Raw genomic sequence first — 23,838 nt, 5'->3', positions numbered from 1 at the left:
TCTAACAGAGTGCGAGGAGGGCGTCGGCGACGCGCTCGCGGCCCCGGCCGTCCACCAGGCCGCTCCCCCGCCGCCCCAGCTCCTCGCGGGCGGCGGGGTCGGCGAGCAGGCGGGCCAGCGTGCCGGTCGCCGCCGGCTCCGAAGGCACCCGGCCCAGCCCCGCCGCCGCGCCCCGCCCCACCAGCTCGTCGTAGCCGATGCGCTGGTTGTCGGCCACCCACGTCAGCGCCGTGGGCACGCCAAGGTGCAGCAGCTCCCAGATGGCCGACCCGGCCGCCGTCACCACCAGGTCGGCCGCCGCCATCAGCTCGGGCAGCCGGTCGGTCGGCGGGATCACCGTGATCGGCCCGCCCGCCTCGAACGGCGACGGGCTGACGACCGTGCCGCGAAAGGGCCTGCCCGTCGCGTTGAGCGCCCGCGCCCACGCCGGGGCGACGCCGCCGCTGTCCGTGCCGCCGAAGAAGCACAGCACGTTCGGGGGCGCCCCGTTTCCGGGTGCCGCCCGGGTGCGGCCGCGCACGCTGTCGCGCAGCAACGCGTACCGGGCCCCGGCCAGCCGGCGGGCCGGCAGCGGGAAGGGCCGCCGCTCGGCGCCGAGGTTCTGGTCGAGGTAGAGGTCGGCCTCCTGGCCCAGCGGGTCGCCGTCCATGAGGGCCAGCACGGCGAAGCGGGCGTCCCGCAGCACCGCGCCGGTCTCGGCGGGCAGGTCGTAGGAGTCGAGCACCACGGCGTCGAGGCGCAGCTCGCAGGCCAGCGCGGCCAGCCGGGCGGGCTCGCGCGGCGCGGGCACCAGCGGCAGCCCCCGCTCGGTGAGCTGGGCCCGCGCCCAGGCGGACCCGCAGACCTCGCCGAGGAAGACCACCCCGACGCCCCGCGCGCACAGCTCTTCGGCCAGCGCCACGCAGCGCACGAGATGGCCGACCCCGCTCTTCACCCCGGCGTCGCAGCGGAAGCCCACCCGCGCGGGGTGCGCCGGGCCGCTCACGCGTCCTGCAGGGCCTTCTGCCGTACGTGGGCGTTGAGCCCGCGCACCTCGGGCCGCTCGCGCAGCCAGCTCACCAGCTTCCTGACCGGCACGCACCGGTCGCCCAGCTCGGCCACCACGGCGCTGAGCAGCCGCCAGTCGTCCTCGGTGTCGAGGGTGACGCGCAGGTCGTCGGCGGCGGGACGGTAGGCGAGGCCGAGCAGCCGGGCGTCGCCGGGATGCTCGTAGAGGTAGGACGTGACGTGCGTGCGGTGGAAGCCGGTGGCCTCGGCGTCGGCGCGGGCGAACGCGGCCCGGCTCGCGAGCTCCACGTCCACCCCGCGCGGCAGCGTGCGCGCCAGGCTGGTGCTCAGGTAGTCGAGCCCCGGCACGGCGCGGAAGACCAGCGCCGCCTCCCTGATGACCTCCGGGTCGAGCAGCGGGCAGTCGGCGGTGAACCGCATCACGGCGTCCCACCGCCGCCCCTCCAGCACCTGCGCGAACCGGGTGAGCACGTCGTCGACGGGCCCCCGGTGGCAGGCCACGCCCAGCCGGTGGCACTCGGCGACGACGGCGTCGTCGGCCGGCTCGGTCGTGGTGGCGACGACGAGGTCGTCGAGGGCACCCGCCTCGCGCGCGGCGCGGACCACCCAGCCGAGCACGGAACGGCCGCCCAGCTCTCTCAGTACCTTTCCGGGTAGACGTGTTGATCCCATACGGGCCTGAACAATTCCGACAATACGCACCGAAGCCCCATTCCCCCGTGTGACAGCGCGTGATTGGTCGATCGCGCTATGCTACCGCGAGCCACGACGACGACAGCGCGTTAGCGCGATTTCAGGGGGCCACGTGAGCATTCTCAGTGGATCGTCGATTCTGATCACCGGAGGCACGGGGTCCTTCGGCAAGGCGTTCATCCGTCACGCGCTCGACTCGCTCGCGGTCCGGCGCCTGGTGGTCTTCTCCCGCGACGAGCTCAAGCAGTACGAGACCCGGCAGCTCTTCGGCGACGACGAGCGGCTGCGCTGGTTCATCGGCGACATCCGCGACCGCGACCGGCTCACCCGCGCCATGCACGGCATCGACTACGTCGTCCACGCCGCCGCGCTCAAGCAGGTCGACACCGCCGAGTACAACCCGTTCGAGTACGTCCGCACCAACGTGGCCGGCTCCCAGAACGTCGTGGAGGCCGCCATCGACTGCGGCGTCCGCAAGGTCGTCGCGCTGTCCACCGACAAGGCCTCCAGCCCGATCAACCTCTACGGCGCCACCAAGCTGGTCGCCGACAAGCTCTTCGTCTCGGCCAACCACTACGCCGCCGCCCACGAGACCCGCTTCTCCGTCGTCCGCTACGGCAACGTCGTCGGCAGCAGGGGCTCGGTCATCCCGCTGTTCCAGCGGCTGGCGCAGCAGGGCAGCAGCCTGCCGATCACCGACAAGCGCATGACCAGGTTCTGGATCACGCTGGAGCAGGCCGTCAGGTTCGTGGTCGACTCCTTCGACCTCATGCAGGGCGGCGAGCTGTACGTGCCGCGCATCCCCAGCATGCGCATCACCGACCTGGCCGAGGCACTGGCCCCCAGCAGCTCGATCTACGAGATCGGCGTGCGGCCCGGCGAGAAGCTGCACGAGGAGATGATCGGCCCCGACGACGGCCGCAGGACCCTCCGTCTCGAAGACCGGTTCGTCGTCCAGCCCACGATCGCCACCTGGGGTTACAAGCCGCCGCAGTCCGGCGAGCTGCTGCCCGAGGGCTTCTCCTACCGCTCCGACACCAACGAGCAGTGGCTGTCGGTCGACGACCTGCGCGACATGGTGGCCGGCTGATGCTGCCCTACGGCCGCCAGTCGATCACCGAGTCCGACATCGAGGCGGTCGCCGAGGTGCTGCGCGGCGACTGGCTGACCACCGGGCCCGCGGTCGGCGCCTTCGAGGCCGAGCTGGCCCGCTGGACGGGCGGCGTGCCCTGCGTGGCGGTCACGTCGGGCACCGCCGCGCTGCACGTCGCCTACGTCGCCGCCGGGGTCGGGGCGGGCGACGAGGTGGTCACCTCGCCGCTGACGTTCGTGGCCACGGCCGCCACGGCCGCCCTCCTGGGCGCCCGCGTGCGCTTCGCCGACGTGCAGCCCGACACCGGCAACCTCGACCCCGAGGCCGCCGCCGCGCTGGTCACCCCCGGCACGAAGGTGATCACGGCGGTCGACTACGCCGGCCACCCCGCCGACTACGACGAGCTGCGGCAGGTCGCCGACGAGGCCGGGGCGCTGCTCGTGGCCGACGCCGCGCACTCCATCGGGTCGGCGTACAAGGGCCGGCCGGTGGGCGCGCTGGCCGACCTGACCACGTTCTCCTTCTTCCCCACCAAGACCGTGACGACGGCCGAGGGCGGCGCCGTGGCCGCGGCCGACCCCGCGCTGCTGCGGCGGGCCGCCCTGTTCAGGAACCACGGCCTGGTCAGAGAGCCGGCCGAGCAGCGCGACCCCGGCGAGGGCGGCTGGCACCAGGAGGTGCACGCGTTCGGCCTCAACTACCGGCTGCCCGACGTGCTGTGCGCGCTCGGCGTCAGCCAGCTGCGCCGGCTGGAGCGCTTCCGCGCGCGCCGGGCCGAGCTGGTCGCCCGCTACCACCGCCTGCTGCGCGACGTGCCGGGGCTGACGCTGCCGGCCCAGCGCGCGTACGTGCGGCCGAGCTGGCACCTTTACCCCGTCAGGGTCGGCGACGGGCGGCGGCGCGAGGTGTACGAGCGCATGCGGGCCGCCGGCATCGGCGTGCAGGTCAACTACGTGCCCGCGTACTGGCACCCCGCCTTCGCCGACCTCGGCTACCGGCGCGGCCTGTGCCCGCGCGCGGAGGCGTACTACGCCGAGGAGCTGTCGCTGCCGCTGTTCCCCGGCCTGACCGACGACCAGCAGGACCACGTCGTGGAGACGCTGACGAAGATCCTCGGGTAGCCGGCGCTCGGCGGGTCGCGGGCGGCCGTCGTCCTCGGGCGGTCAGCGCTCGGCCGGTCGCGGGCGGCCGTCGTCCTCGGGCGGTCGGCGCTCGGCGGGTCGCAGGCGGCCGTGGCCCTCGGGCGGTCAGCGCTCGGCCAGCAGCAGGCAGCCATCCTCGCCGCGGTCGATGAGGAAGCGCCGCTCGTCCACCGTCGCGACCGCCCGCTGCCGCGTGCGCACCAGCGGACGCAGCGCGGTGCCCTGGTCGATCACCACCTCCCACCACGACTCGTGCCCCACTCGCTCGTCGATGTCGGCCAGCGGCACCCGCGCCTGGAAGTCCTGCCCCGCCAGCGCCACGGGGAAGTACATCTCCTCGCCGTCGCTCCTGCGTTGCAGCCGCACCACCGGCTCGCCGTCGCCGACGTCGGCCATCTCGCCGGAGAAGACCAGATCGCCGCCGTCCACGCGGTACTCGCCGATGACCGCTTCCGCCGTGCGCAGCCGTACGCCCCAGGCGCCCTTCGCGGTGCGCGCCGGCACCAGCCACACGCCCGACTTCCTGCGCGGCACCGGCATCAGCGGCGGCAGCCAGCGCGGCCCCGCCACCCGGCCGTCCAGCCGCAGGCCCTGCCCCTTGAGCTGCACCTTCAGGTCCCAGTGCCCGTGCCGGGCGAGCTGCGCCCGCGTCAGCGTGCCGGGGTCGAAGGCGAACCTGAACGGGAACGCGTGCTCCGGCAGCCGCCCTCCGTCCTCCTGCTCGACGCTCTCCCAGACGGGCACGCTCTCCTCGTCCGACAGCGGCACGACGTCGCCGGTGCCCCGCTCCTGCATCCACGTACGCACCCGCATCCGGCGCAGCTCGCCCACGTCGAAGCGGCCCACGGCCACCCGCCCCGAGCCGTGCAGCACGCCGTCGCGCCAGTCGAGGCTGACGAGCCTGGTCAGCAGCGCCAGCTCGCCGGAGACCTCCGACAGGTGCCCCGGCATCGACGGGTGCCGGCCGTACCAGCGCTTGCGCAGCAGCCCGGCCGAGCCGATCCTGGGCCGCAGCCGCCCGTCGCCGGCCTGGGCGAAGACGGCGGCCAGCTCGTCGAGGCGGCGCTCGTGCAGCAGGTGGACCAGCAGCCGCTGCTCGAACGGCAGGCTCCGCCAGGCCTCGCGGGACACGCCGTCGAGGTAGCGCACGGCCAGGTCCACGAGCTCCGGGTCGGCGCGGCCGCCCATCGCGGCCAGCGCCTCCACGGCCACGGCCATGTCGATGTCGAGCGTGTCGCGGTCAAAGTCGGGCTTGAGCTTCGGCGCGCCGGCGGCCAGCAGCCCGGCCGTCTGGAGCACGGACAGCAGGCGGTCGCGCAGGTTGCCCGGCTCCAGGCGGCGCTGGGTGATCGAGGCGTCCGGCTCGTCGCGGTGCCGCCAGTGGTAGACGACCCTGGCCAGCACGTCCACGGCGCGGGCGCCGATGTGCGCGGCCATGGCCACGGGCTGGTCCTCGTACATGCGCTCGGGGAAGCTCAGGCCCTGGGCGTCCCAGAAGGAGCGGCGGTAGACCTTGTTCCACAACATGCGGTCGCGGATCAGCAGCGGGTGGCGGGTGATGTGGGTGCGCCGGGCCGGCCTGGCGAACGCCTCGCGGTGCGCCCACGACGGCACGAGCAGGTTGCGGTAGAGGCGCATGACGTTCCCGCAGGCCAGGTCGGAGCCCGTGTCCTCCAGGGAGGACACCAGGCGTTTGAACGCGTCGCGCGGGACGGTGTCGTCACCGTCGACGAAGGCCAGGTACTCGCCGCGCGCGTGCCGCACCCCGACGTTGCGGGCGTGGCCCACCCCATGGTTGTCCTGCCTGATGAGGGTGATCCGCGGGTCGTCGCCCAGCCTCGACTCGACGACGGCCGCGCCCTGGTCGGCGCTGCCGTCGTCCACGCAGATCACCTCCAGCTCCGCCAGCGTCTGCTCGGCGATGGAGTCAAGGCACGGACCGATGTACTTCTCGACGTTGTGGAACGGGACGATCACCGAAAGAACCGGCACAAGCACTCCTCATCGTTTCCTCAGCTCATTTCCTCACCCGGACAGCATGCGGAAGACGCGGCGGGCGACCTTGCGGGGGCGGGCCAGGCGGCGGGAGAGCCGGTAGCCGAGCGTCCGGCGGTAGGCGGTGGCCTTGCGCTGGGTCCGGCGCAGCTTGGCCTTCGCGCGCACCAGCTCGCGCTCGCGGTAGGAGAGCTTGGTCTCCAGACGGGAGATCCTGGCCAGGGCGGCGGTCAGCTGGTCGGCCAGCCGGTCGCGGGCGGCCAGCAGGTCACGGTACGTCGGGGCGTGCTCGGTCAGCTCGGCCGGCTGGCCCAGCTCGGCGTCGAGCTTGCGGGCCCGGTCGAGGTCGCCCGGCTCGCACGGCCGCCCCGCCATGCCGCACAGGGTGAGCGTGAGCTGGTCGGCCTCCAGCGGCCACGGCCACGGGTGGTGGTGCCCCGCCGCCAGCAGCCGCACCGCGAACCGCCACAGGATCCGGCACAGCACCACCTTCGGCCCCGGCATGACGGCCAGGCCCACCGGCGGGTTGACCGCGGCGAACCGCTCGCCGTCGTAGACGAGGCTGTCGGTCGCCGCCGACACGTCGCCGCCCGCCTCGATCCACTCCGCCAGCCCGGCCAGCAGCTCGCGGACGGTTCGGACGTCCTCGCGGGCGCACGCCTCGACCAGGATCTCCTCGACCACCCGGCCCGCCGGAATCGGGCGCTCCTCGCCGCCGGGCAGGCGCCTCATGCCGCCGGGGGTGAGCTCGTACAGGGCCGGGCCCTCCTCGATGAGCCCCAGCGGCAGCTCCACCGCGCGCGGCCGATCGGCGGGCTGGGGCTGGTCGGCGGGCTGGGGCTGGTCGGCGGGTTGGAGCTGGTCGGCGGGCCGTGCTTCGTCGGCGGGGTGCGGCCGGTCGGCGGGCAGGGGTGCTTTCGTGGCCACGGCCAGCCACAGCGGGGCCAGTTCCTCGCCGAGCCGGTGCCGGAACACCAGGCGGGTCAGCCGCAGCGGGTCGGCCACCAGCATCCGGTCGCCGTCCCTGGCGCTCAGCGGGAACGTCAGCGCCTCCGGCAGGTCGAACGCCAGCGCCTCCCTCGACAGCAGCGACCGCGGCGCCCGCCGGTCGGGATAGGCCGCGTAGCAGCGCCGCAGGCTCAGCCCCGCCGACTCCAGCCCCAGATCCAGCGCCTCGGGGCCGCTGGGGTAGCTCGGGTCGAAGCCGTGCGGCGCCCACTGGTCGTCGGCGCACTCCCGGTCGGCGGGCCTCGCCTCGATGAAGCGGTCCACGCCCAGGTCGTTGCGGACGCCGAGGACCAGCGTGCCGCCGGGCGCGACGAGCGCGGCCAGCGCGCCCAGCGACTCGTTCCACGCGGCGGCCGGCGCCTCGGCCGAGTGGGTGCGCAGCAGGCCGTCCATGGCCAGCACCAGGTCGTACGGCTCGTCCGCGTCCAGCACCTCCAGCCGCCCGCAGAACACCTCCAGCTCCGGATGCCGCGCCCCCAGCGCGCAGGCGTCAGGGTAGGAGCGCAGCAGCACGGCGGCCGAGGGGGCGCGCGCGACCACGTCGTCCACCAGGGCCCGGGGGTGCGGCCCGACCAGGAGCACCCGCCCGCGGCCGGGGATCGTGCGCCTGATCAGCTCCAGCGCGGCGCCGCGCCACTCGGTGACGCCGCCGATGGTGCCCAGGTCCGACCACAGCAGCATCTCCCCGCCGATCAGCCGGACGTTGCCGGGTGCCTCGTCGCTCGTGGGGCCCTTCATGCGGTGCGCACCCGCTTCCATCCGAACATTCGCCGTAGCTCCTCCGGTGTCGCCTGATACTCGAACCCCAGCTCGCGCCGCGCCACCTCGGCCGCCAGCTCGCGATCGACGTGCGTGCCGTGCAGCTCGGGCCAGAGCCGCATGCGGCGGGCGGTGCCGCCGTACTCGGGGCGTTCGTCCTCGAACTGCATCGGGTCGCCGTAGACGGCCACCTCGCAGCCGACCGAGGCGCCGTAGAACAGCGCGCTGCCGAGCCGGTTGGAGGCCACCCTGCGGTGGCGCCGCAGCTCGACGAGCTGCTTGCGCAGGAAGTCGCGGCCCTTCCCCTCCCAGCGGGATCCGCGCTCGCCATGGCAAATAACCCGGAAACCGCGCGATTCGTACGAACGCCGAATGTCCGGATTTGCATATTCAAGCCAATAAAGGCAGATCGTAACCGGACCAATCTCGACATCACGGATCTCATCGGCAAGCCGGGCATGGTCCCCGCTGACGGAATGCTTTTCCCAGCCGTGGAAGGGATACCAGATCGTACCCTCACGATCGGGCTGCACGCCCAACTCGGGCTCCAGGTAAAGGAGGTAGATCCAGGGGGCGCCGATCAGGTAGTGGCCCCTGCGCCCCATCGACCAGCCTCTGCGCCGCAGCACGTCCGACCAGACGAAACGGGGGTATCCGGGGCTGCACCAGTGGTCGTTGGGGGGGAATCCGTGGAGATAGTTCCATCCGTGCTGGAGGAAACCTTGGATTCGTTTTGGCGCCTCGTCCGACAGGCCACAGTACGTGCCGAGTATGCGGGAGTGCCCGTACCAGTGATTGGATTCGTCCATCATTCCCCCCGTACGGTTGCCGTGGTCCCATGCGACATTCCCAGCCCTCCTCGGGGGTCACGCCTCGTTATACGGTTCCATTACTCAGGCCGGGGGCTTGGTTTTTCCTGGCGGGCGATTGCCGCTACACTTCGTCATGGCTTGAGGACAGAGAGTGAGTGATCATGAGTCATCTCGATCGCCTGCGGGCCGTCTTCCGCATGGCGCTCAACCTTCCGCCCGACACCGACGTCGACGGCCTCGAATACCGCGCCATCCCGCAGTGGGACTCCCTTGCGCACATGGCGCTGATCGCGGCGATGGAGGACGAGTTCTCCGTCATGATCGACACCGACGAGATGATCGACATGAGCTCGTTCGCCAAGGCGGCCGAGCTGCTGGAGAAGCATGGCATCGGCGCGGCCGCCCTCTGACCCGCCGACGGCCCGCGTGGCGCTGGTCACCGGCTCGACCAGGGGCATCGGCCGGGCCGTCGCGGCCACGCTGGCGAGCCGCGGCCACATGGTCGTGGTGCACGGGCGCGACGACGAGCGGGCCTCGAAGGCGGCCGCCGAGCTCGCCGCCGAGACCGGCGGCACGATCGACCCGGTCGCCGGCGACGTGGGCGACCCGGCGCAGGTCAGTGCCGTGATGCGGCGCGTCCACCAGCGGCACGGGCGGCTCGACGCGCTGGTCGTCAACGCGGGCGTGCACGAGGCCGCCCTGCTCGGCATGACCGGCTCGGCCACCATCGACCACCTCTTCCAGGTCAACGCCGTCGGCGCCGCCCACACGCTGCAGGCCGCGCTCGGGCTGCTGCGCCGGGGCCGGTCTCCGGCCGTGGTGCTGACGGCCTCGGTCATGGGCCGCTCCGGCGGGCCCGGGCAGGCGGTCTACTCCGCGACCAAGGCCGCGGTCATCGGGCTCACCCTGGCCGCCGCCAAGGAGCTCGGGCCGGCCGGGGTCAGGGTCAATGCCGTGGCGCCCGGCTACATCCGTACCGACCTGCTCGGCACCCTCGACGACGACGCCCGCGCGGCCGTCGTCGCCGCGACCCCGCTCGGCCGGCTCGGCGAGCCCGCCGACGTCGCCGAGGCCGTGGCGTTCCTGCTGTCGCCGCAGGCCCGGTTCGTGACCGGGCAGGTGCTCGGCGTGGACGGCGGGCTGGTGTGGTGATGTTCCCCCACCCGCGGGCCCGGCTCATCCCCTCCGGCGCGGAGGAGGGCATCGGCGGCGACCAGCTCGCCCACTACATCAAGCGCGCCGCGGAAAACCTCGACGGGCTGCGGCCCGGGCCGCTGTTCTGCGCCATGCGCAACACCCTGGCCTCCGTGTTCTGCTACCTCGGCGCCTGGCACGCCGGGCGGCCCATCGCGCTGCTCGACCCCGACCTGCCGGCCGCCACGCTGGCCGAGCTGTCCGAGCGGTTCAGGCCGGCCGCGCTGCTCGGGTTCACCAACCCGCTCGACGACCCGCCGCCGTCGCGCGCCGACGTGCCCGACCCGCACCCCGACCTCGGGCTGCTGCTGGCCACCTCGGGCTCGACCGGCGACCCCAAGCTCGTCCGCCTGTCGCGCCAGGCCGTGCTGTCCAACGCCCAGGCCATCGCCACCGCCCTGTCGATCGGCCCCGGCGAGATCGCGCCCACCAGCCTGCCGCTGCACTACAGCTACGGCCTGTCGGTGCTCAACAGCCACCTCATCTCCGGCGGCACCGTGGTGCTCACCGAGGCCGGGCTGCTGGAGCGGTCCTTCTGGGCCGACCTGCACACCTACGACTGCACGTCGCTGGCCGCCGTCCCCTACCAGTACTCGATGATGCGCCGCATCCGCTTCGACCGCTCGAAGTACCCGAGGCTCACCACGCTCACCCAGGCGGGCGGGCGGCTCGCGCCCGAGCTCGTCCAGGAGTTCGCCGGCCAGGTGGAGCGCTTCTACGTGATGTACGGGCAGACCGAGGCCACGGCCCGCATGGCCGTCCTGCCGCCCGACCGGCTGGCCGACAAGCTCGGCACGGTCGGCGTCGCCGTGCCCGGAGGGTCCTTCGAGATCGACGACGGCGAGGTGGTCTACCGCGGGCCCAACGTCATGATGGGCTACGCGGAGAGCGCCGAAGACCTCGCCAGGGGCGACGACCTCGGCGGCGTGCTGCGCACCGGCGACCTCGGCACGCTCGACCCCGACGGGTTCCTGCAGATCACCGGGCGGCTCAAGCGCATCGCGAAGGTCTTCGGCACCCGGGTCAACCTCGACGACGTCGAACGCATGCTGCGCGGCCTCGGCCCCGTGGCCGTCACCAGCGGCGACGACCGCGTGACCGTCTGGACAGAAGCGCTCGACCCCGCCGCCCAGGTGCGCATGGCCCGGCGGCTGGGGGCCGAGCTGCGGCTGCACTGGAGCGGGTTCGACGTCCGGCACATCGACCACCTGCCGCTGCTGGCCACGGGCAAGATCGACTACCGCACGCTGGAGTCCCTGACATGAACGACCGGCCCCGGCCGCCGTGCGCGGTGACGTGGGTGAGCGCGGGTGGTCGCGATCGCCCGGTGACGTGCGTGAGCCGGGGCGGGCGCGGTCACCCGGTGACGTGCGCGAGCCGGAGGGGTCGCGGTCGCCCGGTGACGTGCGTGAGTGGGAGGGAGCGCCGGTGTTCACCTTGAGCGCGCCGGAGCGGGAGGCCGTGCTGGTGCCGGAGCTGACCGCGCTGACCGAGCGGCACCGCGCCGCGTGCCCGCCGTACCGGAGCATCCTCGACGCCATCGGCGCGGCGCCGCCCTACGAGCGACTGGCCGACCTGCCGTGGCTGCCCGTGCGGCTGTTCAAGACGCACGAGCTGCGCAGCGTACCGGAGGAGCAGGTCTTCAGGGTGCTCACCTCCAGCGGCACCACCGGGCAGCGGCCGAGCCGTATCCACCTCGACCGCGAGGCCGCGGCGGCGCAGACCCGCATGCTGGCCGCCACGATCAGGGCCGTGCTCGGCGAGCGGCGGCTGCCGATGCTGATCGTCGACACCCGCGCGGTCGTCCGCGACCCCACGCTCAGCGCGCGCGGCGCCGGCGTGCTCGGCATGATGACGTTCGGCCGAGACCACACGTTCGTCCTCGACGAGCAGGGGTGCGTGGACGCCGAGGCGGTCAAGGCGTTCCTGGCGCGCCACGGCGGCGAGCCGTTCCTGGTCTTCGGGTTCACGTTCATGGTCTGGCTGCACCTGCGCGGCCTCGGCGCCGACCTGTCACAGGCGGTGCTGATCCACTCCGGCGGCTGGAAACGGCTGGCCGAGCAGGCGGTCGGCAACGCCGAGTTCCGGCGGCGGCTGGCCGACGAGTGCGGGCTGCGCAGGGTGCACAACTTCTACGGCATGGTCGAGCAGATCGGCACCGTGTTCCTCGAAGGCCCCGACGGCGACGGGCTCTACTGCCCCGACTTCGCCGATGTCGTCATCCGCGACCCCGAGACCTGGCAGGAGGCGCCGACCGGGGTGCCGGGGCTCATCGAGGTGGTCAGCACGCTGCCCACGTCCTACCCCGGCCACGTGCTGCTGACCGAAGACCTCGGCGTGGTGCGAGGGGTCGACGACGGGAGCTGGCCGGGCAAGCGGTTCGAAGTCCTCGGCCGGCTGCCCCGGGCCGAAGCGCGCGGCTGCAGCGACACGATGGGGCAGAGCTGATGCCGGCCGACCACGCCGACGCGCACGACACGCCGTCCACCGTGGAGGCCAGGCTCCCCGCCGACGTGCACGACACGCCGTCCACCGTCGAGGCCAAGCTTCCCGCCGACACGCACGAAACGCCGTCCACCGTCGAGGCCAAGCTTCCCGCCAACGTGCACGAAACGCCCACCATCCAGGCCAAGCTGCCCGTAGTCGGTGGGTGGAAAGCGTCCGCTGACGAGGCCGGGCCCGCCGCGCGTGCGGCCTCCGGCGTCGAGGCCGGGATTCCCGCCGGCAGGCAAGAGGTGTCCGCCGCGGAGGCGAGGCCCCTGGCCGGCGCCCGCGAGACGTCCGCCCGCGAGACGTCCGCCCGCGAAGCGTCCGCCCTGGACGCGTCCGTCCTGGAGGCGTCCGCCCTGGGGGCGGGGCGCCCTGACGGTGGGCCCGAGGGGGCGGTCGTGCAGGTGCGGTTTCCCGCTTGGGGGACGATGCCGGTCGAAAGGGTGCTCGGGGAGCTGGGCACGGCCCTTCCTGGTGGTCTTCAGGTGGGGGACGAGCGGGTCAGGGAGTTCCTTGCCGCGTTCGGGCGGCGGCTGTTGCGGCCGGTGCTCGCGCGCCGGCATCCCGAGCTGGGCTCGCTCGGCTTCTTCCTGCGGCCGAGCGAGCTGGCCCGCACAGTCGAGGCGCTCGAAGGCGAGCACGTGCGCGTGCCGCGCGGCCTGATCTTCCACGTTCCGCCCGCGAACGTGGACACCGTCTTCGTCTACTCCTGGGCCCTGTCGGCCCTGATGGGCAACCGCAACGTCGTGCGCCTGTCGCGGCGCTCGGGCTCGGTCGCCGAGACCATCCTGGAGACGCTGCACGAGGCGCTGGCCGACGCCGATCCCGCGATCGCCGCCACGCAACGCATCATCTCCTACGCCCGTTCCGACGCCGTCACCGCCGCGCTGTCGGCCGCCTGCGACCTGCGGGTGGTGTGGGGCGGCGACGGCACCGTACGCGAGATCAGGCGGCACCCGCTCGCCCCGCACGCCCGCGACCTGACCTTTCCCGACCGGTCCTCGTTCGCGGTGATCCGGGCGGCGGCGTGGTTGTGCGCGCCGCGGGCGGCGCGGGTGACGGTCGCCGAGGGGTTCGTCAACGACACCTACTGGTTCGACCAGGCCGCCTGCTCCTCGCCTCGCACCGTGTTCTGGGTGGGGGCCGAGGGCGACTGCGAGGCGGCGCGGGCCGACTTCACCGGCCACGTCTCGCGGGTGGTGACGGTGCGCGGGTGGGGGGTGGACACGGCGATGGCCGTGGAGAAGCGCGTCTCCACGTACGGGCTGGCCGCCGACGGGCTGGCGGAGAGCGTGGAGTTCCACGGGAACGCGCTGGCCTGCGTGCGCCTGTCGGCCGCGGCGGCGGCGCCGCGGCGGTGGTTGGGGGCCGGGACGTTCGCGCACGCCAGGCTGGGAGCGCTGGGCGAGCTGGTGCCGCTGGTGGAGCGGCGGGATCAGACGATGACGCACTTCGGGTTCGGGCGGGCCGAGTTGGAGGAGCTGGCCAGGGAGCTGGCGGGGCGCGGGGTCGATCGCATGGTGCCGGTGGGCAGCGCGTTGAGCTTTCACCGGGTGTGGGACGGGGTGGATCTGCCGGCCGAGTTCACGCGCCTGGTGACCGTGATCAGATGACGCCGGCGGTACCCCGGGGGCCGCTCGCCCGTCCGCGGGTGTCGGCGGGGTGGAGAGCCTGGTCGCGGGTGCCGGCGGGGCGGGGGCTTGGCCGCGGGTGCCGGCGGGGCGGAGAGCCTGGTCGCGGGTGTCGGCGGGGCAGGGGGCCTGGCCGCGCGTGTCGCCAGGGCGGGGGCCTGGGTGCCGGTGGCGCTCGTGTGCGCCGGGGCCGTGGCCGCCTTCCTGTGGTGTGGGGTCTCCGCCCGCGACCTGTGCGCCTTCACCGCCTACGTGCTGGGCGGGGTGGCGCTGCCTGGCACGTTGTTGTGGCGCGCGCTGGCCGGGCGAGGGCGGACTGCCGGGCGAGGGCGGACTGCCGTGCGGGAGGCCGGGGCCGGGCGAGGGCGGACTGCGGTGCGGGAGGCCGGGCCGGGCGGGGGTGGGCGGCGGCCGAGGAGGTGGCGGGGGGGCTGGCGCTCGGGTACGCGGTCGAGGTGCTCGCCTACATCCCGGCGCGGGCCGTGGGGATGCCGTTGCTGGTCGTGGTGCCGCCGGTCGTGGTCATCGGGGCGTTCGTGTGCGTGCCGGAGCTGCGGCGGCACTGGCGGCGGGAAGCGGGCGGCGAGCGGGTGCCGGTGTGGTGTGCCTGGGTGCTGGCCGGGATCGTGGCGTTCCTCGTCGTGTGGAGCGCGCTGTTCCAGTTCCGGGTGCCGGTCGAGGCCGGGTACGTGGATCTGCCGTACCACCTGGCCCTGGTCGGTGAGGTCAAGCAGCACGTGCCGCCGGCCATGCCGGCGGTGCTGGGTGAGCCGCTGGCCTACCACTGGTTCGTCTACGCCGATCTGGCCGCGACGAGCTGGGTGACCGGGATCGAGCCGGTGACGCTGGTCTACCGGCTGGCCATGCTGCCGATGGCGGCGGCCATGGTGGTGCTGGTGGCGGCGGTCGGCAGGCGGCTGGGCGGGAGCTGGGCGGCGGGGGCCGCCGCCGCGGGGGTGACGTACTTCCTGTTCAGCCCGGAGCTGGTGGATGAGGTGGTGTTCAGCTCGCGTTCCATGTTCACGGTCTGGACGAGCCCGACGCAGACGTTCGGGGCGCTGCTGTTCGCACCCCTGGTTCTGCTGCTGACCAGCGGGGGGCGGATATGGGTGGGGCCGGGCGTGTTGCTGGTGGCGCTCACCGGGGCGAAGGCCACCTACCTGCCGTTGTTGCTGGCCGGGCTGCTCGTGGTGATCGCCGTGCGGTGGGTGGTGGAGCGGCGGGTGCCCGGCCGGTGGCTGGGGGTGGCGGGGCTGACGCTGGCGTGCCTGCTGTTCGCCCAGCTCGTGCTGTTCGGGCGGGGGGCGCAGGGCATGAGCGTCTCGCCTCTCGCGACCGCGCGGACGGTGTGGGGGGCCGTGGCGGACGTGGGGATGCCGGAGCTGGCGTCGGTGTCACCGGCGCCGCTGGTGGTGCTGACCGGGGTCCACCTGTTCTGCCTGGCCTGCGTCTGGGGCGGGGTCGTGGGGCTGGGGCGGCGGGCGCTGGAGCCCGCCGTGCTGCTGTTGCTGGGGATCGGGGCGGCGGGCATCGGGGCGACTCTGGTGTTCGGGCATCCGGCCGAGTCGCAGCTCTACTTCCTGGAGGCGGCCCGGCCCTACCTGTCGGTGGCCGCCGTGTGCGGTGTCCTGTCGGCGGCGAGGGCTTCGTGGGCTCGGGTGGCGAAACTGGCCGGGACGGGGGCGGTGGCCGCGCTGGTGGTGGCGCATGTGGGCTTCCTCGGCGGGGCGCTGGAGCGGGTGGTGGCGCCGTACCTGGTGCTCGGGGCGGGAGCTCTGGTGGTGGTCGCGGGGGCGCGCCGGCGGGGGGCCGTGCCGGTCGTGGCGGTCCTGGCCGGGTTCGCGCTGCCCACGTCCGTACGGGACGTGGCCGGGCACGTCCTGCCGTCGGCGCAGTGGCGGGAGCGGCTGATACCCGAGGGGGCGCTGGAGGCGGGGCGGTGGCTGCGCGGGCATTCCTCGCCCGATGACGTGGTGGCCACGGATCTGCACTGCCGCCACGACTTTTGGCAGGTGTGCGACAGCCGGCACTTCTGGGTGTCCGGGTTCAGCGAGCGGCGGGTGCTGGTGGAGGGCTGGGCGTACGCGGAGAGCACGCTGTCGCGGGCGCGGCCGTTCGTCCGGTCGTACCTGGCGGTGCCGTTCGCGGATCCGGGGCGGCTGGCGGCGAACGACGCGGTGTTCCGGGCGCCGACGGCGGCGAACGTCCGCACGCTCGCCCAGAAATATGGCGTTAAATGGCTTTTTACCGGCATAAATCCGGAGCTGGGGAAATATGCGCGATTGAGGTTTCAGAACGGCACCTCTTCCGTCTACGAGCTCCCGGAAAGGTAAAGATCCTTCCGCTTCCCGGAATGGAGCGTAAAAAGCCGCACGCGCCCCGCTGGACTCCCCCACCACCATGTCCGTGGACCCACGGCCACGAGCAGATCAGGGGAGCCTATGGACACGCGCGCCGCCATGGAGCCGAGCCCCGGCGTGCTCGCCTCCACCGCTCTGGCCAGCGTGGACATCGTCATCCCCGTGCTGAACGAGGAGCGCGCGCTGCCGGGCTGCGTCCGCACGCTGGCCCGCTACCTGGAGGCCGGGTTCCCGCTGCCGTGGCGGATCACGATCGTGGACAACGGCAGCACCGACGCCACCTGGCCGCTCGCCACCGCCCTGGCCGGGGAGCTCCCCCACGTGTACGCCCGGCGGCTGGAGATCCGCGGCCGGGGCGCGGCGCTGCGGGCGGCCTGGCAGGACAGCCCTGCCGACGTCGTGGCGTACATGGACGTGGACCTGTCCACGGATCTCGGCGCGCTGTTCCCGCTGGTGGCGGCGGTGGCCGGCGGCCACTCCGAGATCGCGGTCGGCACCCGACTGGCGCCCGGCGCGCGCACCCGCAGGTCGCTGCGCCGCGAGGTGGTGTCGCGTGGCTACAACGCGCTGCTGCGGCACGGGTTCGGGGTGCGGTTCAGCGACGCGCAGTGCGGGTTCAAGGCGGCCAGAGCCGACGTGGTCCGGCCGCTGCTGCGCAAGGTCGGCGACGACTCCTGGTTCTTCGACACCGAGCTGCTGCTGCTCGCCGAGCACAACGGCCTGCGCGTGCACGAGGTGCCGGTCGACTGGATCGAGGACGGCGACTCGCGGGTGCGGGTGGTCAGGACGGCCGTGGACGACCTGAAGGGCCTGGCCAGGGTCGCCTGGACGATGGGCACGGGACGGGCGCGGGTGCGGGTGCGCAGGGCCGAGCCGGCGCCCGCGCATCCGGACGCGGTGCTCACCCACCCCATTTCCGATATCTCCGCGCTTATCGGGCTGATTCCCGGAATCACGCACGCGCTGGCCTATTTCACGTTACGAGAAATGTGGTCACCGGTGACGACGAACCTCGGCGCGCTCTTTCTGGCCGCGTTCGTCAACGTCACGGCCCGTCGCCGGTCGGCCTTCCACACCGCGGCCCGGTTCGCGCTCCTGTACGCCCTCACCACCGCGGCCGTGCTCGGCGTGCCCGCCGGCGGCGCCGTGCCCGAGTCGGGCGCCGTCGCGGCCACGTACTGCCTGCTCGCCCTGCTCCGCTGGGTCTTCACCCGGACAAGGAACTGACACGATGGAAACCACTGAGCTCCGCCGCCTGATCGCGCTCGAGGACACCCACTGGTGGTACCGGGAGCGCCGCGCCATCCTGCGCAGGGAGGTGCGCGCGCTGGGCCGGCCCGGGCGGGCGCTCGACGTCGGCGCCGCCGGCGGCGGCAACACCCAGGTGCTGGTCGAGGCGGGCTGGGACGCCACCGCGACCGACCACTGCGAGACCGCGGTGGAGACGGCCAGGCGGCGCGGGCTCAAGGCGGTCCGGGCCGACGCGCGGGCGCTGCCGTTCGAGACGTCGAGCGTGAGCCTGGTGACCGCGTTCGACGTGCTGGAGCACATCCGCGAGGACCACCTCGTCACCGAGGAGATCGCCCGCGTGCTCGCCCCGGGCGGGCACGCGCTGATCGCGGTGCCGTGCGACATGTCGCTGTGGTCGCCGCACGACGACGCCGTCGGCCACGTACGCCGCTACGGCCGCGACTCGCTCACCGTCGTCGTCGAGAAGGCCGGCCTGACCATCGACCGCCTGTGGAGCTGGAACGTGCTCCTGCGCCCCCTCGTGGCCCGCCACCGGCGCCGCTCCACCGGCGGCAGCGACCTGCGCAGGACCCCGCTGCTGCTGAACGCGGGCCTGTCGGCGGTCGTCTGCGCCGAGCGGTATCTGCCGGTCAAGTCGCTCAAGGGCGTGACGCTGTTCCTGCGGGCCAGGCTCAACCGGTAACGGTACCCAGCGATTCCTGCGGGCCAGGCTGAACCGGTAACGGTACCCAGAACGAGACGTACGGGCACGCATGGGCGGGCGGGGTTGCCTCTAGGCTTTGCTTTGTGGTGATTCAAGCCCTCCTCGCGGCCTCGCTGGCCTTGACCTCCATGCCCGCCATGCCCGCCCAGGCGGCCCAGAGCGCCGCCGTCGACTGCGCCCGCGTCAAGTGCCTGGCGCTGACGTTCGACGACGGGCCGGGCAAGTACACCCCCGCCCTGCTCAAGACGCTCGCGAAGGCGGGCGCCAAGGCCACGTTCTTCCTCGTGGGCAAGCGGGTGGAGGAGCGGCCCGAGGTGGCCAGGCAGATCGCCGCGCGGGGGCACGCGATCGGCAACCACACCTACTCGCACGCCTCGCTGCCCGCCCACTCCGACAACGACATCCTCGACGAGCTCAAGGTCACCCAAGACGTGATCGGCGAGGTCACGGGGCGGCGGCCGGTGATGTTCCGCCCGCCGTACGGGCAGACGGACGAGCGGGTGCTCGGGCTGGCGGGCCAGACCGAGCTGGCGCAGATCCTGTGGACCGACACCACCCTCGACTGGAGCCTGCGCGACACCAAGAAGATCAAGGCGACCGTCCTCAAGCAGGCCAAGCGCGACGGCGTGATCCTCATGCACGACGTGGTGCCGCAGACGGTGCAGGTCATGCCGGAGATCCTCAAAGAGCTCAAGAAGCGCGGCTACCACCTCGTCACGGTGCCCACGCTGCTGCGCGGCAACGGACCGACACCTGGGCAGAGCTACTTCTGACCGGTTCCCCCTCTGCTCGGGAATGGGACCATGGGGAGAGACACCAGGCGCAGGCCCTGGGTCGCGCTGGCGACCTTCCTGATCGTCCAGGCCGTGCTCGGCTGCTGGTGGGCGGCGCTCTATCCCGGTCTGTTCAGCCGCGACTCGGTGCTCTACCTCAGCCACACGATGGTCGGGCCCTGGGTGAGCGACCACTCGGTGCTCTACGACGCGCTGGTGTGGCTGAGCTTCACCAAGACCGGTGACCTGGGCGCCGTCACGTTCGCGCAGACCACGGCCATGGCGGGGGCGCTGACGTACCTGGCGCAGTCGCTCAAGGCGCTGGGCGCGCCGAAGCTGCTGACGACCGTCGTGGCCGTGCTGATGCCGCTGGCGCCGCCGGTGGGCGCGTTCACGGTGACGCTGTGGAAGGACGTGCCGTTCACGATCTGCGCCGTCGCCATCGCGGGCGTGTGCGCGCGGATCGCCGCCCGGCGCTCCGTCGGCGCGCCCGCGCTGGCCGGGCTCGCGCTGCTGTTCGTGGCGCTCGGGCTGTTCCGCGCGAACGGCTTCCTCGTCGCGGGCGTGGCCGTGCTGGCGCTCGTGGTGCTCATCCCCCGCGCGCGGATCCGGCTACTGCTGGCCGGCACGCTCGCCGCCGCCCTGCCGCTCGTGCTCTCGAACGCGGTCTTCCCGCAGTTCGGCATCGTGGCGCCGTCGAAGACGTACGTCTACCACACCGCGTACGGGGACATCGCGGTCGTCTACCGGCAGCGGCCCGACCTGTTCACCCCGCACGACATCAGCCTCATGGCGGCCGTGGCGCCGATCAAGCGGTGGTGGGAGGGCGGCACCTGCTACACGATCAACCCGCTGATCTGGCGCAAGGACTTCAGCTGGCAGCAGGCCGACCTGCACGCGAGCGAGCTGCTGGAGCTGTGGCAGCGGCTGCTCGTCACCGAGCCGCGGCTGGTCGTGGACGCCCGCCTGTGCCGCGGGTCGATCGCGTGGCGGCCGGCCCAGGACACCTCCGCGACCGGGGGGATGACCTACCGGCTGTCACGGCGGCCCAGCGCCGACACGTACGTGGGGCCGTACAAGGTGGCCGACTTCCCCGGGCGGTGGGTGTTCTCGCTGCGGCCGCTGTCCATGGAGCTGAACCGGGTCGCCGACCCGTGGCTGACCGGGGCGCTGACGCCCGAGTGGGACTGGGTGCTGTGGCGGGGGGCCGCGTGGGCGTACCTGTCGTACCTGGCGGTGGTGCTGGCGGCGTGGGCGCTGCGCAACCGGTACGTGCTGGGGGTGGCGGCCGTGGTGGCGGGGCAGCAGCTCGCCGTGCTGGCCAACATCTCGGCGCAGGACTTCCGTTACATGGCCTCGCCGATCTTCGTGGGGGCGTTGCTGCTGCCGCTGTTCCTGGGGAGCCTGGCGCGGCTGTCGGCCGAGGGGGGCCAGGGGCTGCGGCGACGCTTGCGGCGCCGCCCGGCCATCCCCGCACCCGAGCCCGCACCCGAAGCCACACCCGAGCCTGGGCCCGAGCCGGAGCCGGAGCCGGAGCCTGCGCCTGAGGAAGCGGAGGCCGAGCCGCTCGTGGTGTCCAAGTCCGAGCCCCTCGATCCCGAGGAGCCGGGCTAGAGGCCGTCGTCCCCGCCGTACGCCCGCGCCCGCCCCGGTAGCCGCACCACCGTGACGAAGAACTCGTCGATCTGCCGGATGACGGCCATGAAGCGGTCGAGATCGACGGGCTTACTGACGTACGCGTTCGCGAACAGCTCGTAGCTGCGCAGGATGTCCTCCTCCGCCGAGGAGGTGGTGAGCACGACGACGGGGATCGAGCGCAGCTCCGGGTCGCCCTTGATCTGCTCCAGCACCTGCCGGCCGTCGTACTTGGGCAGGTTGAGGTCGAGCAGGATCAGGTCGGGGCGGGGCGCGCCGGCGTAGGCGTTGCGCCGGTAGACGAAGTCCAGCGCCTCCAGGCCGTCCCTGACGACGTGCAGGTTGTTGCGGATCTTGTTGTCCTCGAACGCCTCGCGCGTGATGAGCTCGTCACCGGGGTCGTCCTCGACGAGGAGGACTTCGATGGGTTGCCCCGTCGTCATGAGCTGGTTCCTTCGTGGTCGGGCCCGGGATCGGGTGGCGGGTCGGCGGCGGGCTGGGTGGCCGGCTGGGTGGCCGGCTGGGTGACTGGCAGGGTGAAGCAGAGCCGGGCGCCGCCGGTGTAGCCGGTGTCCAGCCAGATCCTGCCGCCGTGGTTCTCGACGATCTTCTTGCACATCGCCAGGCCGATGCCGGTGCCGCTGTACTGCTCGCGGCTGTGCAGGCGCTGGAAGATGACGAAGATCTTATCGGCGAACTCGGGCTCCACGCCGATCCCGTTGTCCGACACGGAGAATTCCCACCCGTCCGGCCCCTGCTCGCAGCCGACGCGGATCAGCGGCTCACGGCTCGGGTCGCGGAACTTGATGGCGTTGCTGATGAGGTTCTGCCAGAGCAGGCGCAGCATCGTGGGGTCCCCGACGACGGTGGGCAGCTTGTCGGGGCGTTCGAAGCGGGCGCCGGACTCCTCGATGGGAGTCGAGAGGTCGTCGAGCACCTTGTCGAGCGTCTCCTCCAGCTCGACGGGCTCGCGGTCGTCGTACACCCGGCCCACGCGCGAGAAGCGCAGCAGGTCGTTGATGAGGACCTGCATGCGGGTGGCGCCGTCCACGGCGAAGCGGATGTACTGCTTGCCGCGCTCGTCCAGCACCTCGCCGTACCGCTTCTCCAGGAGCTGGCAGAAGGTGGCGACCTTGCGCAGCGGCTCCTGGAGGTCGTGCGAGGCCACGTACGCGAACTGCTCCAGCTCGGCGTTCGAGCGGCGCAGCTCCACGGCCTGCGCGTCGAGGTCGGCGGCCTGGTCGCGCAGCAGCACCTGCTGGCGGTGCGAGTCGCCGAGGGCCTGCACGATCCGTACGCGCATCAGGTCGACGTCCTGGGCGACCTCGCGGATGTCGGCCGGGCCCCTGGCCGGGATGGCGTGGTCGAACTCGCCGGCCGCGATCTGGCGGGAGGCCGTGCGCAGCTCGTCGAGCGGCCGGCCGACCGCTCGGCGCAGCAACACCGCCATGCCCACCATGGCCAGCGGGAACAGCACGAGCATGGCGAGGAAGGCCCAGTTGCGCACCTTCTCGGCCCGCGCCAGGTCGGCCCGCGAGGTGTCGCGGAGCTGCCTGAGCAGGGCGTTCTGCCGTTCGAGCAGCACCCTGATCTCGTCGAACGCCTGCTTGCCCGCCTCCACCCGCGCCGCGGGGACGGTGCCGTCGTCGCGCCGCTCGGCGATCATGGGGTCGGCGTACTCCCGGCGCCAGGCGGCGGCCTTGCCGCTGATGGATTTCAGCTCGGCGAGGAGATCGGGCCGTCCGGCGAGGTGCGCGGTCACCTGCGCGCGGCTGCGCCGCTCGGCGGTCACGCCCTCCGCGTACGGCTGCAGGAACTCCTGCCGGCCGGTCAGCAGGAAGCCCCGGACGCCGGTCTCCTGGTCGATCAGCGCCTTCTGCATCTGGGCCGCCTCGATCGAGGCCGGCGAGATGCGCGTGGTCAGCTCGTCGGACAGACTGCTCGTCCGGTCGATCATGACCGCGCCGACCACGCCGCAGACCGCGATCACGATGGTGAAGGCCGCGATCAGCACGATGAACCAGCCGTGCACCGTCAACCGGCGCAGGCGTGAGCTGTCGGTCATGCGCGTTCTCTCCACCGCAGGTGCACCACGGCCAGGTCGTCGGCGGGCGCGTCGGGCGCGGTGACCTCCTCGACGTCGGCGAGCAGCGCGTCGAGGAAGCCCTCGCCGTCGAGGTGCGCGTGCCGCCGGGCCAGCTCCAGCAGGCCCTCCTCGCCCAGCCAGCGCGGCGGCGCGCCGGGCAGGCGGCGCTCGAACAGGCCGTCGGTGTACAGCGTCAGGCCGCCGCCCTTGGGCAGCTCCAGCACGTCCTGGTGCCAGTCGGCCTCCACCGGCAGGCCCAGCGCGAGGCTGGGCTCCGGCTCGGTCAGGCTCACGGTGTCGCCGTCGTGCAGGAGCATGCCGGGGTGGCCGGCCCGCCAGATGCGGACCGTGCGCTGGTCGGGCTCGAGGACGAGGGTGGACAGCGTGACGAAGATGTCGGCCCCCGGCCGCTCGGCCTCCAGGATGCGTTCGAGCCGGCGCAGCAGGGCCGCGCCGGTCACGCCGCTCAGCACCAGCGCCCGCCAGGCGATGCGCAGGCACACGCCCAGCGCCGCCTCGTCGGGGCCGTGCCCGCACACGTCGCCGATGAGCGCGTGCACGGCCTTGTCGTCGGATTCGACGACGTCGAAGAAGTCGCCGCCCAGCGTGGCCGAGCCCCTGCTCGGCCGGTAGCGCGAGGCCACCTCGATCGGCATGCTCTGCAGCAGCGGCGTGGGCAGCAGGCCGCGCTCCAGGCGCTCGTTCTCCTTGGCGCGCACCCGCTCGGCGTGCAACGCCACGGCGGCCTGCTCGGCCTGCTTGCGCTGCATCGCGTACCGCAGCGTGCGGCCCAGCCACTCGGCCTCGACCCGGCCCTTGACCAGGTAGTCCTGAGCGCCGGCCGTCACGGCCGCGAGGCCCGCCTGCTCCTCGGCCAGGCCCGTGAGCACCACCACGGCCGCGTCGCCCGCCTCCTCGATCACGGCCGACAGGGCCGAGAACTCGTACGCGTCGGGCAGGCCGAGGTCGAGCAGCACGCACTGGGGCCGCAACCGGACCAGGGCCCGCCGGGCCTCGTCCACGGAGCGCGCCCACTCCAGGCGTACGGACAGACCGCTGTCCTCCAGCAGCTCCTCGACGATCAACGCGTCCTGCGGATCGTCCTCGACGAGCAACACCAGCGGCTGCCTGCCGTACTCGCTCGCATGGGACATGCGGGCTTCGCCACTCCTTCCGAACCGCGGGTCACGGGCACCCCCTTGCCA

General features: G+C 73.1%; 20 protein-coding genes. 12 read left to right on the top strand and 8 right to left on the bottom strand.

The window, feature by feature from the left end:
- Nucleotide 1 precedes the first annotated feature (1 nt).
- Both KIS93_RS38070 and KIS93_RS38065 read right to left on the bottom strand, forming a co-directional pair.
- The gene (locus KIS93_RS38070; protein ID WP_080043118.1) at nt 2-985 is read right to left on the bottom strand and encodes a PseG/SpsG family protein; all 984 of its coding nucleotides are present in this window, start codon (nt 983-985) and stop codon (nt 2-4) included.
- Entirely contained in the window at nt 982-1,710 is a 729-nt protein-coding gene (locus tag KIS93_RS38065; RefSeq protein ID WP_080043120.1) for a cytidylyltransferase domain-containing protein, read from the bottom strand. Before KIS93_RS38065 ends, KIS93_RS38070 begins: the two co-directional genes overlap by 4 nt.
- Before the next feature lie 103 nt (nt 1,711-1,813).
- Between KIS93_RS38065 and pseB the strand changes: the two genes are divergently transcribed.
- Together pseB and KIS93_RS38055 are read left to right on the top strand one after the other, a co-directional pair.
- A complete protein-coding gene (gene pseB / locus KIS93_RS38060) occupies nt 1,814-2,791 on the top strand; it encodes a UDP-N-acetylglucosamine 4,6-dehydratase (inverting) (RefSeq protein WP_080043122.1) in 978 nt (325 codons plus the stop codon).
- Complete coding sequence (locus KIS93_RS38055) at nt 2,791-3,915, top strand: DegT/DnrJ/EryC1/StrS family aminotransferase (RefSeq protein WP_080043123.1); 1,125 nt, start codon at nt 2,791-2,793, stop codon at nt 3,913-3,915. The genes pseB and KIS93_RS38055 overlap by 1 nt, the downstream gene beginning before the upstream one ends.
- A gap of 126 nt (nt 3,916-4,041) precedes the next feature.
- On the opposite strand, the gene KIS93_RS38050 is transcribed toward KIS93_RS38055, so the two are convergent.
- Genes KIS93_RS38050 through KIS93_RS38040 form a run of 3 tightly spaced genes read right to left on the bottom strand, consistent with a single transcriptional unit; the run spans nt 4,042 to nt 8,510 of the window.
- Nucleotides 4,042-5,928, bottom strand: coding sequence for a glycosyltransferase family 2 protein (locus KIS93_RS38050; protein ID WP_186404632.1), 1,887 nt, complete (start codon nt 5,926-5,928; stop codon nt 4,042-4,044).
- Between the two features lie 33 nt (nt 5,929-5,961).
- On the bottom strand, nt 5,962-7,677 hold the full coding sequence (locus KIS93_RS38045; RefSeq protein ID WP_080043127.1) for a class I SAM-dependent methyltransferase: 1,716 nt from the start codon (nt 7,675-7,677) through the stop codon (nt 5,962-5,964).
- Nucleotides 7,674-8,510 carry a hypothetical protein gene (locus KIS93_RS38040; protein WP_230465611.1) on the bottom strand — a complete coding sequence of 279 codons (837 nt, stop codon included), beginning with the start codon at nt 8,508-8,510 and terminating at the stop codon, nt 7,674-7,676. Before KIS93_RS38040 ends, KIS93_RS38045 begins: the two co-directional genes overlap by 4 nt.
- 161 nt (nt 8,511-8,671) lie before the next feature.
- Between KIS93_RS38040 and KIS93_RS38035 the strand changes: the two genes are divergently transcribed.
- The 10 genes from KIS93_RS38035 to KIS93_RS37990 all read left to right on the top strand — a co-directional run bounded on the left by KIS93_RS38035 (nt 8,672) and on the right by KIS93_RS37990 (nt 20,526).
- Complete coding sequence (locus tag KIS93_RS38035; RefSeq protein ID WP_080047271.1) at nt 8,672-8,920, top strand: acyl carrier protein; 249 nt, start codon at nt 8,672-8,674, stop codon at nt 8,918-8,920.
- On the top strand, nt 8,895-9,662 hold the full coding sequence (locus KIS93_RS38030) for an SDR family NAD(P)-dependent oxidoreductase (protein ID WP_080043128.1): 768 nt from the start codon (nt 8,895-8,897) through the stop codon (nt 9,660-9,662). Before KIS93_RS38035 ends, KIS93_RS38030 begins: the two co-directional genes overlap by 26 nt.
- On the top strand, nt 9,662-10,969 hold the full coding sequence (locus KIS93_RS38025) for an AMP-binding protein (RefSeq protein ID WP_080047272.1): 1,308 nt from the start codon (nt 9,662-9,664) through the stop codon (nt 10,967-10,969). The genes KIS93_RS38030 and KIS93_RS38025 overlap by 1 nt, the downstream gene beginning before the upstream one ends.
- A gap of 163 nt (nt 10,970-11,132) precedes the next feature.
- Complete coding sequence (locus tag KIS93_RS38020) at nt 11,133-12,152, top strand: LuxE/PaaK family acyltransferase (RefSeq protein WP_080043130.1); 1,020 nt, start codon at nt 11,133-11,135, stop codon at nt 12,150-12,152.
- Nucleotides 12,152-13,807 carry an acyl-CoA reductase gene (locus tag KIS93_RS38015; protein WP_222107718.1) on the top strand — a complete coding sequence of 552 codons (1,656 nt, stop codon included), beginning with the start codon at nt 12,152-12,154 and terminating at the stop codon, nt 13,805-13,807. Before KIS93_RS38020 ends, KIS93_RS38015 begins: the two co-directional genes overlap by 1 nt.
- A gap of 437 nt (nt 13,808-14,244) precedes the next feature.
- Nucleotides 14,245-16,158 carry a hypothetical protein gene (locus KIS93_RS38010; protein WP_186404631.1) on the top strand — a complete coding sequence of 638 codons (1,914 nt, stop codon included), beginning with the start codon at nt 14,245-14,247 and terminating at the stop codon, nt 16,156-16,158.
- A gap of 108 nt (nt 16,159-16,266) precedes the next feature.
- Nucleotides 16,267-17,412: a glycosyltransferase gene (locus KIS93_RS38005; RefSeq protein ID WP_080043133.1), complete on the top strand. Its 1,146-nt coding sequence runs from the start codon at nt 16,267-16,269 to the stop codon at nt 17,410-17,412.
- 4 nt (nt 17,413-17,416) lie between these two features.
- Entirely contained in the window at nt 17,417-18,118 is a 702-nt protein-coding gene (locus KIS93_RS38000) for a class I SAM-dependent methyltransferase (RefSeq protein ID WP_080043134.1), read from the top strand.
- Between the two features lie 104 nt (nt 18,119-18,222).
- Nucleotides 18,223-18,912, top strand: coding sequence for a polysaccharide deacetylase family protein (locus KIS93_RS37995; protein WP_155128601.1), 690 nt, complete (start codon nt 18,223-18,225; stop codon nt 18,910-18,912).
- Nucleotides 18,913-18,942: 30 nt separating this feature from the next.
- Nucleotides 18,943-20,526 carry a hypothetical protein gene (locus tag KIS93_RS37990; RefSeq protein ID WP_186404630.1) on the top strand — a complete coding sequence of 528 codons (1,584 nt, stop codon included), beginning with the start codon at nt 18,943-18,945 and terminating at the stop codon, nt 20,524-20,526.
- Here KIS93_RS37990 and KIS93_RS37985 read toward each other — a convergent pair.
- Genes KIS93_RS37985 through KIS93_RS37975 form a run of 3 tightly spaced genes read right to left on the bottom strand, consistent with a single transcriptional unit; the run spans nt 20,523 to nt 23,787 of the window.
- On the bottom strand, nt 20,523-20,990 hold the full coding sequence (locus tag KIS93_RS37985) for a response regulator (protein ID WP_080043142.1): 468 nt from the start codon (nt 20,988-20,990) through the stop codon (nt 20,523-20,525). The two genes, KIS93_RS37990 and KIS93_RS37985, sit on opposite strands and share 4 nt — an antisense overlap.
- Nucleotides 20,987-22,612, bottom strand: a complete 1,626-nt coding sequence (locus KIS93_RS37980; protein WP_080043144.1) for a sensor histidine kinase — start codon at nt 22,610-22,612, stop codon at nt 20,987-20,989. Before KIS93_RS37980 ends, KIS93_RS37985 begins: the two co-directional genes overlap by 4 nt.
- A complete protein-coding gene (locus KIS93_RS37975; RefSeq protein WP_080043145.1) occupies nt 22,609-23,787 on the bottom strand; it encodes a PP2C family protein-serine/threonine phosphatase in 1,179 nt (392 codons plus the stop codon). Before KIS93_RS37975 ends, KIS93_RS37980 begins: the two co-directional genes overlap by 4 nt.
- Nucleotides 23,788-23,838: the final 51 nt, after the last annotated feature.

Origin of the sequence: [Actinomadura] parvosata subsp. kistnae, assembly GCF_900323885.1 — a bacterium.
GTDB classification, from domain to species: Bacteria; Actinomycetota; Actinomycetes; order Streptosporangiales; family Streptosporangiaceae; genus Nonomuraea; species Nonomuraea composti.
The sequence above is the reverse complement of the archived record's forward strand: the minus strand, read 5'-3'. Positions and strand labels throughout refer to the sequence as shown.

What these genes read in the sequence shown, in the direction of transcription:
- KIS93_RS38055 (WP_080043123.1), top strand. Translation starts at nt 2,791, where the DNA reads ATGCTGCCCTACGGCCGCCAGTCGATCACCGAGTCCGACATCGAGGCG.
- KIS93_RS38045 (WP_080043127.1), bottom strand. Translation starts at nt 7,677, where the DNA reads ATGAAGGGCCCCACGAGCGACGAGGCACCCGGCAACGTCCGGCTGATC.
- KIS93_RS38040 (WP_230465611.1), bottom strand. Translation starts at nt 8,510, where the DNA reads ATGATGGACGAATCCAATCACTGGTACGGGCACTCCCGCATACTCGGC.
- KIS93_RS38035 (WP_080047271.1), top strand. Translation starts at nt 8,672, where the DNA reads ATGAGTCATCTCGATCGCCTGCGGGCCGTCTTCCGCATGGCGCTCAAC.
- KIS93_RS38030 (WP_080043128.1), top strand. Translation starts at nt 8,895, where the DNA reads ATGGCATCGGCGCGGCCGCCCTCTGACCCGCCGACGGCCCGCGTGGCG.
- KIS93_RS38025 (WP_080047272.1), top strand. Translation starts at nt 9,662, where the DNA reads ATGTTCCCCCACCCGCGGGCCCGGCTCATCCCCTCCGGCGCGGAGGAG.
- KIS93_RS38015 (WP_222107718.1), top strand. Translation starts at nt 12,152, where the DNA reads ATGCCGGCCGACCACGCCGACGCGCACGACACGCCGTCCACCGTGGAG.
- KIS93_RS38005 (WP_080043133.1), top strand. Translation starts at nt 16,267, where the DNA reads ATGGACACGCGCGCCGCCATGGAGCCGAGCCCCGGCGTGCTCGCCTCC.
- KIS93_RS38000 (WP_080043134.1), top strand. Translation starts at nt 17,417, where the DNA reads ATGGAAACCACTGAGCTCCGCCGCCTGATCGCGCTCGAGGACACCCAC.
- KIS93_RS37990 (WP_186404630.1), top strand. Translation starts at nt 18,943, where the DNA reads ATGGGGAGAGACACCAGGCGCAGGCCCTGGGTCGCGCTGGCGACCTTC.
- KIS93_RS37985 (WP_080043142.1), bottom strand. Translation starts at nt 20,990, where the DNA reads ATGACGACGGGGCAACCCATCGAAGTCCTCCTCGTCGAGGACGACCCC.
- KIS93_RS37980 (WP_080043144.1), bottom strand. Translation starts at nt 22,612, where the DNA reads ATGACCGACAGCTCACGCCTGCGCCGGTTGACGGTGCACGGCTGGTTC.
- KIS93_RS37975 (WP_080043145.1), bottom strand. Translation starts at nt 23,787, where the DNA reads ATGTCCCATGCGAGCGAGTACGGCAGGCAGCCGCTGGTGTTGCTCGTC.